The sequence below is a fragment of the Pseudomonas sp. R45(2017) genome, assembly GCF_002112305.1.
Taxonomy (GTDB): domain Bacteria; phylum Pseudomonadota; class Gammaproteobacteria; order Pseudomonadales; family Pseudomonadaceae; genus Aquipseudomonas; species Aquipseudomonas paraglycinae.
In genome coordinates, this window is the sequence record NZ_NEHH01000007.1 from 16568 (window position 1) to 28646 (window position 12079).

A 12079-nucleotide genomic window follows, 5' to 3' on the forward strand; every position below is an offset into this window, starting at 1 on the left:
CGACCTTGGTCGACACTGACTAACCGTCGCGCCCGTGCGAGACTGTCTGACCGGGCGCAAGTCCGGTCGTTTTCTGTCGGGAGTGTTCCATGTCGTTGTCCACCGGGCTGATCGCCGCCGTCGCCCTGGCCTATATGGCCATCATGTTCGCCATCGCCTTCTACGGCGACCGTCGCAGCGCACCGCTGCCGCCACGGGTGCGCGCCTGGGTGTACAGCCTGTCGCTGGCGGTCTACTGCACCAGCTGGACGTTTTTCGGCGCGGTCGGTCAGGCGGCCGAACAGCTGTGGTCGTTCCTGCCGATCTACCTGGGGCCGATCCTGCTGCTGCTCGGTGCGCCGTGGGTGCTGCAGAAGATGGTGATGATCAGCAAACAGGAGAACATCACCTCCATCGCCGACTTCATCGCCGCCCGGTACGGTAAATCCCAGTCGTTGGCGGTGGTCGTCGCGCTGATCTGTCTGGTCGGCGTTCTCCCTTATATAGCCTTGCAACTCAAAGGCATTGTCCTCGGCGTAAACCTGCTGATCGGTGCCGGCGCCGACGCCATGGGCACCCGCGCCCAGGACACGGCGCTGATCGTGTCACTGGTGCTGGCGCTGTTCACCATCGTTTTCGGTACGCGCAACCTCGATGCCACCGAGCACCACCGGGGCATGGTGCTGGCGATTGCTTTCGAGTCGCTGGTCAAACTGTTCGCCTTCCTCGCCGTCGGCGCCTTCGTCACCTACGGGCTGTATGACGGCTTCGACGACCTGTTCAATCAGGCGATGCTCGCCCCGCGCCTTGAGGAATACTGGAAAGAAACCATCAACTGGCCGTCGATGGTGGTGCAGACCGGCGTGGCGATGATGGCGATCATCTGCCTGCCCCGGCAGTTCCACGTGACGGTGGTCGAGAACATCGACCCGCAGGATCTGCGCCTGGCCAAATGGGTGTTCCCGGCCTACCTCGCACTGGCCGCGTTGTTTGTCGTCCCGATCGCCCTGGCCGGTCAGATGATGCTGCCCAGCTCGGTCATCCCCGACTCTTTCGTTATCAGCCTGCCATTGGCCCAGGCTCACCCGGCGCTGGCGATGCTGGCGTTTATCGGCGGTGCATCGGCCGCCACCGGCATGGTGATCGTGGCGAGTGTGGCGCTGTCGACCATGGTCTCCAACGACATGCTGTTGCCGTGGCTGCTGCGCCGCAACAATGCCGAGCGGCCGTTCGAAGTTTTCCGCCAGTGGATGCTCTCGGTGCGCCGGGTCAGCATCGTGGTGATTCTGTTGCTGGCTTACGTCAGCTACCGCTTGCTCGGATCGACCGCGAGCCTGGCGACCATCGGCCAGATCGCTTTCGCGGCAGTCACTCAACTGGCCCCGGCGATGCTCGGCGCGCTGTACTGGAAACAGGCCAACCGCCGCGGCGTGTTCGCCGGCCTCGCCGCCGGCACGTTCCTGTGGTTCTACACCCTGATCCTGCCGATCGCTGCGCGCAGCCTCGGCTGGTCGCTGGACAGTTTCCCCGGGCTCGCCTGGCTGCACAGCAACCCGCTGAACCTGCCGATCACCCCGCTGACCCAAGGCGTGGTGCTGTCGCTGGCGGGCAACTTCACGTTGTTTGCCTGGGTATCTGTGCTGTCGCGCACCCGGGTGTCGGAGCACTGGCAGGCCGGACGTTTTATCGGTCAGGAGATCAGCGCACGGCCGAGCGCCCGCTCGATGCTGGCGGTGCAGATTGATGACTTGCTGCAACTGGCCGCGCGGTTTGTCGGTGAAGAACGCGCGCGGCAGAGCTTCATCCGCTTTGCCTATCGCCAGGGCAAAGGCTTCAACCCGAATCAGAACGCTGACGGCGAATGGATCGCCCACACCGAGCGATTACTGGCCGGTGTCCTTGGCGCCTCTTCGACGCGAGCTGTAGTAAAAGCCGCCATCGAAGGTCGGGAAATGCAGTTGGAGGACGTCGTCCGGATCGCCGACGAAGCCTCGGAAGTGCTGCAGTTCAACCGTGCGCTGCTGCAAGGCGCCATCGAAAACATTACCCAAGGCATCAGCGTGGTCGACCAGTCGCTGAAACTGGTGGCCTGGAACCGGCGCTATCTGGAACTGTTCAACTATCCGGACGGTTTGATCAGCGTTGGCCGACCGATTGCCGACATCATTCGCCACAACGCCGAGCGTGGTTTGTGCGGCCCCGGTGAAGCAGAAGTTCATGTCGCCCGGCGCCTGCACTGGATGCGTCAGGGCCGCGCCCACACGTCTGAGCGGCTGTTCCCCAACGGCCGGGTGATCGAGCTGATCGGCAACCCGATGCCCGGCGGCGGTTTCGTCATGAGTTTCACCGACATCACCGCGTTCCGCGAAGCCGAGCAGGCTTTGACCGAGGCCAACGAAGGGCTGGAGCAACGGGTCAGCGAACGGACGCAGGAACTGTCGCAACTCAACGTCGCGCTGACCGAAGCCAAGGGCAATGCCGAGGCGGCCAACCAGTCCAAGACCCGTTTCCTCGCCGCCGTCAGCCACGATCTGATGCAGCCTCTGAACGCCGCACGGCTGTTCTCTGCCGCCCTCTCCCATCAGGAAGACGGCCTGAGCGGCGAAGCGCAGAAACTGGTGCAGCATCTGGACAGCTCGCTGCGTTCGGCCGAAGACCTGATCAGCGATCTGCTGGACATTTCCCGTCTGGAAAACGGCAAGATCAACCCGGATCGCAAGCCGTTCGCGGTCAATGAGCTGTTCGATATTCTCGGCGCGGAGTTCAAGGCGCTCGCCCAGGAACAGGGCTTGAGCTTCCGGGTACGCGGAAGTCAGTTACGCATCGACAGCGACATCAAACTGCTGCGGCGCATTCTGCAGAACTTCCTCACCAACGCATTCCGCTACGCAAAAGGCCCGGTACTGCTGGGCGTGCGTCGACGAAAAGGCGAAATCTGTCTGGAAGTGTGGGATCGCGGGCCGGGGATTCCGGAGGACAAACAGCAAGTGATCTTCGAGGAATTCAAACGCCTCGACAGCCACCAGACCCGCGCCGAAAAAGGTCTGGGCCTGGGTCTGGCGATCGCCGATGGTCTCTGCCGCGTGCTCGGCCATACCTTGCGCGTGCGCTCATGGCCGGGGCGCGGCAGCGTGTTCAGTGTCCGCGTACCGTTGGCCAAAGCGCAGACGGTACAGCCGGCGGCGGCGGTGGAAATCAATGGCAAATTGCACAGCGGCGCGCAGGTGCTGTGCATCGACAACGAAGACAGCATTCTGATCGGCATGAACAGCCTGCTCACGCGCTGGGGCTGCCAGGTCTGGACCGCACGCAACCGCGAAGAATGTGCGGCACTGCTCGACGACGGCGTGCGGCCACAATTGGCATTGGTGGACTATCACCTTGATCACGGCGAAACCGGCACCGATCTGATGGCCTGGTTGCGCACAAGGCTGGGCGAACCGGTGCCCGGCGTGGTGATCAGCGCCGACGGGCATCCGGAAACCGTGGCCCAGGTTCACGCAGCGGGGCTGGATTACCTGGCCAAACCGGTGAAACCGGCGGCGTTGCGGGCGTTGTTGAGTCGCTATTTGCCGCTCTAGCAGAGCGGCTTATTCAGGCAGTTCGACCAGGCCGTCGGCATCGGTCATTGCGCGCTCCAGCAGGTCTGCGGGCAGGCTTTTGCTGGCCCGCGCGCCGAGCAGCTTGAGCTGTTCGCTGCGGCTGACCAGGTTGCCCCGCCCTTCCGTCAGCTTGTTGCGCGCCGCGCTGTAGGCCTTGTCCAGTTGCTGCAAGCGATTGCCGACTTCGTCCAGATCCTGAATGAACAGCACGAACTTGTCGTAAAGCCAACCGGCGCGCTCGGCGATTTCCCGGGCGTTCTGGCTCTGGCGCTCCTGCTTCCACAGGCTGTCGATGACTCGCAAAGTGGCCAGCAGCGTGGTCGGGCTGACGATCACGATGTTGCGGTCGAAGGCCTCCTGAAACAGCGTCGGCTCGGCCTGCAACGCGGCGGAAAACGCCGCTTCGATGGGCACGAACAGCAAGACGAAATCGAGACTGTGCAAACCTTCCAGACGTTTGTAATCCTTGCCGGCCAGGCCTTTGACGTGGCTGCGCAAGGACAGCACGTGCTGCTTCATGGCGATCTGGCCGATGGCATCGTCGTCCGCCGCGACGTATTGCTGATACGCGGTGAGGCTCACCTTGGAGTCGACCACCACCTGCTTGTCGCCCGGCAGATAAATGATCACGTCCGGCTGGAAACGCTCGCCGTCCGGGCCCTTGAGATTGACCTGGGTCTGGTACTCGCGGCCCTTCTCCAGCCCGGCATGCTCAAGCACACGCTCGAGAATCAGCTCGCCCCAGTTGCCCTGAGTCTTCTGGCCCTTCAGGGCGCGGGTCAGGTTGGTCGCTTCGTCGCTGAGGCGCAGGTTCAGTTGCTGCAAACGCTCCAGCTCCTTGGCCAGCGAAAAACGCTCGCGGGCTTCGGCCTGATAGCTTTCCTCGACGCGTTTTTCGAACGACTGGATGCGTTCCTTCAAAGGATCAAGCAATTGGCCGAGGCGCTGCTGGCTGGTTTCGGCGAAGCGTTGTTCGCGCTCATCGAAGATCTTGCCGGCCAGTTCGGCGAACTGTGCGCGCAGCTCGTCACGGGAACCTTGCAGGTCATCCAGGCGTTGTTGATGGCTTTCCTGTTGCTCGCGCAATTCGGCATTCAGCGAAGCCGCTTGGGCGTCCAGGCGCCGTAACTCGGCTTCTTTGTTGGCGCGTTCGAGGTTCCAGGCATGGGCAGCGTCACGGGCATCATCGCGCTCGATCTGCAACAGCTCGACTTCCCGGCGCACGGCCGCGAGATCAGCTTGTTTGGAGGCGTTGGCCTGGCCGAGATCGGCGATTTCATCGCGGCAGGCTTCAAGTTGAGCAGTGAGGCCGTCTTGGGCCATTTGTGCCATGGCCAGCCGCTCTTCGAGCAAGGCGACTTCAGACTGGTTCTGACTGGCCCGGCGTTGCAGTTGCCAGGCCAGCGCCAGCAGCGGCACGGCCGCGCCTGCCAGCCCCAGCAGGATGCTGGTCAAGTCCATCGCCATAGTGATTCCCGCCGATCCGATAAAGCCTGAAGGTTAACCAAGGCGTCTGGTCTTGGACAGCTCAGTCTTCGATCAGGCCGAGTTCCTGTTGCGCGCGGCGGTCACCGGCGCGGGCGGCCTGACGCAACAGGTCCTGGCCGATCCGGCGATCCCGGGCATTGCCGCACTCGCGGCACATCAACTGGCCGAGGCGACTTTGCGCGGCGACCACCCCTTCCCGGGCCGGTTGCTTGAGCAGGCGGCCGGCGAGGTGCTTGGCATTCTGGCTATCGCCCAGGCGCGGGCTGTCCAGCAGCCATTCGGCCACGCGCACGGAAAATCGCTTGGGAGCGGTAACACGAAGGGGTTGGGAGGTAACAGATTCTGGAGCTGAACGAAACTTCATAAAGCACTGTGGGACAGATCGGAAGGCGCGCCACTCTACTCTTTTTTTCGCACAGGTAAAGTCGAAAAAAACCCGGCACGCCCGTGCTAGAGCAAGCGCTCGGGACAATCCACAGAAGCTGTGGATAACTCAGTGGACAACCGCCCTCCAGTCGCCGCAAAGCCTTGTGGAATGGGGCTCGCAGTCAAACTGACGATTTTTTCACCAGTTAAAAAAAGCGATGTTTTTCATTGACTTAAACTTTCGATGCAGGCAGCCATCAGGGTCAGGATCGTTGTGACAGCGCCGTTACAGTCCGCGCAACTAATGTGCACAAGTACCTGTTACGCGGTTATATCGATGCGCCTTTTCGGGTCGTTTTGGCATTCGGACTGGGGATAAGCGCCTGCGCCGAGCGTTCGCATCTGTCGGGTAGTGGCGACCGACGGTCGTTTAGCAAGCCAGATCGGGGCAGGCGCGGAGTTCGGGCACCGCGCCCGGGAATTTTTTTGATGACCGGGTTTGCCTTCTTCAGACCGTTCCGTTAGTATCCGCGGCGTTAGTACCAAGCTGAAAGTCAATTCCGGTCGAACAAACCCCCACAGTCAAGTTTCTCTTACATAGACCTTCACTGAAAAAAGCGGGATCGACCCCTCGATGGTTTCCAGGTAAATCTTGCGACGACACAGTCTTTGAATCGAATGCAAAGAGTGTTGCGAAGACCACTTACTCTGACCGAACCAACCTGCAAATTGATCAGGATCTTCACCAAGGGCCCAGAACCTCTGCCCTCGATGTGTTGCCTGTCCTCCTAAGTACCTACCTGCCAGCCCAAGCGCGCCAACTTTTATAGCGCTCGAACTGGCTGCCTTGTTCCAGTCGGGTTCTTCGTTCGACCAATGGTGGTTGACGTTACTGGAACGTTTTAACGTTGCACGGTTCTTATCCGTGTCATTTGTAGGAACACCTAATAACTATGTCGACTCAAATCCAGACTCAGGATGCCATTCGCACCCTAACCAACGCTTTTGCCCCAATGAACTGCCTGATCATGGCCGCTCGCAAAGGCTGCTTCAGCTTCACCGTGGTCAATGAACACGGGATCGCCCGCCACAGCGAGCGTCTGTACCCCGATCAATACTCCAGCGCCGAACCGCTGCAGGCCGTGATTGATCGCACCCGTCAGGCATTGATCGCCTGAGAGGCCGAAATGGCTGCAAAAGCAAAAGCCCCGCTGAGAACGCGGGGCTTTTTATTGCCCGATGTTTCACTTCTGTCACTTTCTGCCTAATCACTAACCGATATAACGGTTATAACGCCTCGCCGGAAATATTTTAAAAACAGGCCTTTACGTCGCGAATATGACACTACACTTCAACTCAAGCGGCGTGATCCGCTTCCGGCGAGCCTGAGTCGATCCACAGCTGCCAAGCTCCCCTTCAGGTCTCGCCGCCCGATAACAAGATCCGAGGGTTTTATGGGTATCGCTGCCAGCGAACTGTGCCGCTACGTGATCCGTCCCACGCTGATCTACCTGGGACGCCACTGCGCAACTGCCGAATCCCTTCTGCTGGGCATTGCTGCCAGCCAGTCCGCCCTCGGTTCCGCCCTGCATGACCGCCGTGGCCACGGCCTGTACCGGATTGCCGAACACCGTCACCAGGCCCTCTGGGATCATTACCTGGCGCTGGACCCGGAACGCGCCAGCCTGGTTCGCGGCCTCGCCAGCCAACATGCATTTCTCAGCGGGCCGCACCTCGAACTGACGGTCAACCTGCGTTACGCCACGGCCATTGCATGGCTTCTGGTGGAAGAACAAAACCCCATCCTCCCCGAGCCGGACGATCTGCTGGGCATGGCGCGCATCTGGCGTCAGACCTTCCAGCCTCAAGGTCGTCTGCGCGATTTCACCTGCGCCTGGCAAACCTGTGTTTCACCGCTGAATCAGGTCGCTTGCTGACCCGCCGGTTTCACAACATCGCCCAACGGGTCGCGAATCTGGTCGGATTGTCCTACAAAACCGCTCTAACTCAAGGCATACGGACTATAGCGCTGGGACGAAAATGTTGGTAATTTTCGCCCCGGTGATCACCAGGAGTTCTAATAATGAAAAAAGTCATGCTCAAAACCACCCTTAGCCTTGCCGTAACCGTGGCATCCACCCAGATCTTCGCAGCTGGCTTTGCCATCAACGAACACAGCATCAGCGGGATGGGGACTGGGTACGCCGGGCGATCTTCTTCTGCCGACGACGCAAGCACTGTTTACGGCAACCCTGCCGGCATGTCGCGCATCACGCGCGAACAAGTCACTGGCGGTGTTGCATTCCTCGACGCAAAAACCGATATCAGCGATGGCAGCTCCAGCCCTAACGGCGGCAGCAACAAAGGCGATATGGTGCCCTTCACCTCCGTACCTATGGGCTACTACGTCAAGCCGATCGACGAGCATTGGGCATTCGGCCTGGGTGTGTACGTACCCTTCGGCCTGATCACCGACTATGAAAACGGCTTCGCCGGCCGTTACTTCGGCAGCAAGTCAGAAGTCAAGATCATCACCTTCCAGCCAACGATCAGCTACAAGTTCAACGATGTCGTGTCGATCGGTTTCGGCCCGACCATCAACCGCATCGACGGGTCGCTGGAATCCAACCTGTCGATTACCCAGGCACTGCCGGACGGCAAGGTCAAGATCAAGGGTGACGACACCGCGCTGGGCTACAACATCGGCGTGCTGGTACAAGCTACCGATACCACTCGCCTGGGTCTGACTTACCACTCGAAAGTCGACTACAAGCTCGAAGGCAACACCAAGGTCAACTACGGCGCACTGGCGGCAGTCGGTCTGGGTGCCAACCAGAAGTACGACGCTTCGCTGAAGATCACCACGCCAGAATCCGTGGACCTCTCGGTCACTCAGGCGATCAACGATCGCTGGAACGTCTACGCCGGTACCACCTGGACCCGCTGGAGCCAGCTGGAAAAGATCACCGTCAAGAACTCCGGTGTACAGCCGCTGCTGGCTGGCCAGTTCGGCGAAATTACCGAAGAACAGAACTGGCATGACACTTGGGCTTACGCCATCGGTACGTCCTACCAGCTGAACAAGGAATGGGTACTGCGTACCGGTCTGACGTTCGACCAGTCGCCGACCAACAACGTCGACCGTTCGCCACGCATCCCGACCGGCGACCGGACCATCTTCAGCATCGGTGCCGGCTGGAGCCCGACCGAAGACCTGACCATCGACGTTGCCTACTCGTACCTGAAGGAAGAGAAGGTCAACATCCGCAACGAAAACGATCGCGGCCAGACCTACAACTCCCAGTATGAAAACTCGGCAAATGGCTTCGGTGTCGGCGCAACCTACCGCTTCTGATGCTGTACGGCGAGGCTGAGCTCCTTACCATTTGAGGCCTCGCCCATTAAAAAGCCCCGCTCTCTTCACAGAGGCGGGGCTTTTTGATGGGCGTCGATCAGGGTTTCAGCGGCTGGGAGGCAATGGCTTTCTCGATGGCTGCGAGAAATTCCGGATCATCCGGTTTGGTCAGGCTGGAGAAATTGGCGATCACCTTGCCCTGGCGGTCGATGACGTATTTGTAGAAATTCCACTTCGGTGCGCTGCTCTGTTTAGCCAGCACCTGGAACAGGTGAGTCGCATCGTCACCCCGGACCTTCTGTGGCTCGGTCATGGTAAACGTCACGCCGTAGTTGGCGTAGCAGACCTTGGCGGTCTCGGCGCTGTCCTTGGACTCCTGCTTGAAGTCATTGGAGGGCACGCCGAGCATTTCCAGGCCTTGGGCCTTGTAGCGCTGATTGAGCGCTTCCAGGCCCTCGAACTGCGGCGCGAAACCACAGAAGCTGGCCGTATTGATCACCACCAGCGGTTTGTCGGCGTAGCGCTGACACAGGTCGATGGATTCCTTGGCCCGCAACTTGGGCAACGAACCTTGCAACAGATCCGGACAGTCCGCGGCCTGGGCCAGTCCGGTCAACGCCATCAGCAACGCGGGAACAGCACACCAGCGCTTGAGCATGTCGGGCATCCTTGAGCAATCGTCAGACCTCGACGTTACTCGCCCTCCCGCCGGTCTAGCAAGCACCCATGCCCAACTGCATCAGCGCCAGCCCGCCCTGATGCCAGCCCCACCACACCAGCGCCAGCAACGCGGCGCCGAGTGCGGTGACGACGATCTGCGGCCAGAAACGGTTCATGCAGCGCTCGCACGCGGTTGCAGGCGCTCGACCGGACGCTCGCGCACCGGCCAGTTCAGCGCTGCCGCCAACAGGCTCAAAAGAATCGCTACTTGCCAGATCAAGTCATAACTCCCGGTCCGGTCATACACCACCCCGCCCAGCCAGCCACCGAGGAACGACCCCAACTGATGGAACAGGAACACGATACCGCCGAGCATGGACAGGTTTCGCACGCCAAACAAGGTTGCCACCGTACCGTTGGTCAACGGCACCGTCGACAGCCACAGGAAGCCCATGGCCATGCCGAACAGATAGGCCGAGGTCGTCGTCACCGGCAGCCACAGGAACAGCACGATCACCACGGCGCGCAGCAGATAAAGTCCGGTCAGCAGACGCGGTTTAGACATGCGCCCACCGAGCCAACCGGCGGTGTAAGTACCGAAGATGTTGAACAGACCGATCAACGCCAGCACGGTGGTGCCGACACTCGCCGGCAGATGCTGATCGACCAGATACGCAGGCAAGTGCACGCCGATGAACACCACCTGAAATCCGCAGACGAAGAAGCCGAACGCAAGCAGCCAGAACCCGGAGTGCGAACACGCCTCGCGCAGGGCTTCGGACAGGGTTTGTTCATGGCCGAGCACCGGCAGCGGCTTGTCCTTGAGCATGCTCACCAGCGGCACGATCAGCGCCACCAGCAAGCCCAGCACCAGCAACGCCGCCGACCAGCCGAGCCAGCCGATCAGCCCGAGGGTACCCGGCAGCATGGCGAACTGGCCGAAAGAACCGGCAGCACTGGCGATGCCCATGCCCATGCTGCGTTTCTCCGGCGGCACAGCGCGGCCGACCACGCCGAGGATGACCGAGAACGAGGTGCCGGACAGACCGATGCCGATCAGCAAGCCGGCGCTCAGGGACAGACCCAACGCCGTTTCCGACAGCCCCATAAACACCAGGCCCAAGGCGTAGAGCACACCGCCGATCAGCACCACTTTTGCCGCGCCGAAGCGGTCGGCCAGTGCGCCGGTGAACGGTTGCGCCAGGCCCCAGATCAGATTCTGCAAGGCGATGGCAAAGGCGAACACTTCACGGCCCCAGCCGAACTGGGCACTCATCGGCGACAGAAACAGCCCGAAACCGTGCCGCACGCCCAACGACAACGCCAGAATCAGCGCACTCCCCAGCAACACCCAACCGCACGTACGCCACATCGAACTCATTGTTATTCTCCAGTCGCGGGTATATACCCGCTTAGATTCGGAAAAAACCGGCCCTCAGGCCAGTTCATCCAACAGCCGCAGCAAGGTTTCACGCTTCTCGGCACCCAGTCGGTCGATCAACCGCTGTTGCGCCGCTTCCCAGGCCGGCAAAGCTGCTGCCAGGCGTTGTGCACCGGTTTCGGTGAGCCGGACGATGCGGTTGCGCATGTCCTCGCCCTCGGCCAGCGCCACCAGCCCCTCGCCTTCCAGCACCCGCAGATTGCGCCCGAGGGTGCTGCGATCAAGGCCCATCGCCTCGGCCAGTTCGGAAATGCTCGGCTGATCCAGACGCTGCAGGTTGCACAGCAAAGAATACTGGGCAACGTTGATCCCGAAGCCGTCGAGAGCGCCGTCGTAATGCCTGCTGACGCCACGCGCGGCGCGTCGCAGGTTGGTGCACAAACACTGAGAAGGAAGCATGATGCGTGTATATACCCGCGACTGTGTTAAATCAAGTTACAGATCAAAGTTACTTATCAAAACAAGGCCAGCCCGACCAGCACTGACATCTCCAGCAATTCCAGCAACGCACCGGCCGTATCACCGGTGGTTCCGCCCAGTCGCCGCACCATCAAATGCCGCAGCCAGATGAACACGACGACCGCCAGCAGCAACGCCACGACAGCATTGAACCCGGCGATCACCACGCACGCTGCCGCACTCACCGCCAGCACCTGCCAACCCGTCTTGCGTGGCAGATAATCGGCCAGCGCCTGCCCCAATCCACCGGCCCGCACATAAGTCGTGGTGAGGAACAGTCCGAGCAGCGCCGCACGCCCGATCAGCGGCACGATGATCAACGCCATGCCCTGCTGTTGTTCGATCAAGGCCAGCAACGCGGCGAACTTGAGCAGCAACACCAGCACCAGCGTCACCACCGCGATCGGCCCGCTGCGCGGATCCTTCATGATCGTCAGCGTACGCTCACGATCACCGAAACCGCCGAGCCACGCGTCAGCGCTGTCCGCCAGCCCATCGAGGTGCAGCGCGCCACTGAGCAGCACCCACACCGTCAGCAACAGCGCCCCGTGCAGCAGCAATGGCGCGCCCGCCAACGCAATGTTCAGCGCCCAGAGAATCACCCCGAACAGCAAGCCCACCAGCGGATAAAACAGCAGCGAGCGGCCGAGCTGTTCAGGCGCCGGCATGCCCGGCAGACGAATCGGCAGACTGCTGAGAAATTGCAGGGCGATCCACAGAGGCAACATG

The 12079-nt window shown here is 61.0% G+C and carries 11 protein-coding genes; 4 read left to right on the top strand and 7 right to left on the bottom strand.

Going from position 1 to position 12079, the window contains the following annotated elements:
* Positions 1-89 precede the first annotated feature (89 nt).
* Positions 90-3560, top strand: a complete 3471-nt coding sequence (locus tag CAF74_RS16850; protein WP_085747055.1) for a hybrid sensor histidine kinase/response regulator — start codon at positions 90-92, stop codon at positions 3558-3560.
* 9 nt (positions 3561-3569) lie between these two features.
* Here the strand turns inward: CAF74_RS16850 and rmuC are convergent, their stop codons facing one another.
* Positions 3570-4934 (bottom strand): DNA recombination protein RmuC, encoded by a 1365-nt coding sequence (gene rmuC, locus CAF74_RS16855; RefSeq protein ID WP_165369556.1) that lies wholly within the window; start codon positions 4932-4934, stop codon positions 3570-3572.
* 175 nt (positions 4935-5109) lie between these two features.
* Positions 5110-5433: a hypothetical protein gene (locus CAF74_RS16860; protein WP_085747057.1), complete on the bottom strand. Its 324-nt coding sequence runs from the start codon at positions 5431-5433 to the stop codon at positions 5110-5112.
* A gap of 955 nt (positions 5434-6388) precedes the next feature.
* On the opposite strand from CAF74_RS16860, the gene CAF74_RS16870 reads away from it, so the two are divergent.
* The 3 genes from CAF74_RS16870 to CAF74_RS16880 all read left to right on the top strand — a co-directional run bounded on the left by CAF74_RS16870 (position 6389) and on the right by CAF74_RS16880 (position 8790).
* A complete protein-coding gene (locus tag CAF74_RS16870; RefSeq protein WP_007950419.1) occupies positions 6389-6613 on the top strand; it encodes a hypothetical protein in 225 nt (74 codons plus the stop codon).
* 276 nt (positions 6614-6889) lie between these two features.
* On the top strand, positions 6890-7372 hold the full coding sequence (locus tag CAF74_RS16875; protein WP_011333151.1) for a hypothetical protein: 483 nt from the start codon (positions 6890-6892) through the stop codon (positions 7370-7372).
* Between the two features lie 146 nt (positions 7373-7518).
* Complete coding sequence (locus CAF74_RS16880) at positions 7519-8790, top strand: OmpP1/FadL family transporter (RefSeq protein ID WP_085747058.1); 1272 nt, start codon at positions 7519-7521, stop codon at positions 8788-8790.
* A gap of 97 nt (positions 8791-8887) precedes the next feature.
* Here CAF74_RS16880 and CAF74_RS16885 read toward each other — a convergent pair whose 3' ends face one another.
* From CAF74_RS16885 to CAF74_RS16900, 5 genes are read right to left on the bottom strand one after another with little or no spacing between them, the layout of a single operon-like run.
* Positions 8888-9448 (bottom strand): glutathione peroxidase, encoded by a 561-nt coding sequence (locus CAF74_RS16885; protein WP_039769833.1) that lies wholly within the window; start codon positions 9446-9448, stop codon positions 8888-8890.
* 55 nt (positions 9449-9503) lie between these two features.
* Positions 9504-9626 (bottom strand): hypothetical protein, encoded by a 123-nt coding sequence (locus CAF74_RS29410; RefSeq protein WP_007950415.1) that lies wholly within the window; start codon positions 9624-9626, stop codon positions 9504-9506.
* Positions 9623-10831, bottom strand: coding sequence for an MFS transporter (locus CAF74_RS16890; protein ID WP_039769832.1), 1209 nt, complete (start codon positions 10829-10831; stop codon positions 9623-9625). Before CAF74_RS16890 ends, CAF74_RS29410 begins: the two co-directional genes overlap by 4 nt.
* A gap of 54 nt (positions 10832-10885) precedes the next feature.
* Positions 10886-11290, bottom strand: coding sequence for a MarR family winged helix-turn-helix transcriptional regulator (locus CAF74_RS16895; RefSeq protein ID WP_007950413.1), 405 nt, complete (start codon positions 11288-11290; stop codon positions 10886-10888).
* Between the two features lie 56 nt (positions 11291-11346).
* Positions 11347-12078 carry an adenosylcobinamide-GDP ribazoletransferase gene (locus CAF74_RS16900; protein WP_085747059.1) on the bottom strand — a complete coding sequence of 244 codons (732 nt, stop codon included), beginning with the start codon at positions 12076-12078 and terminating at the stop codon, positions 11347-11349.
* Position 12079 lies beyond the last annotated feature (1 nt).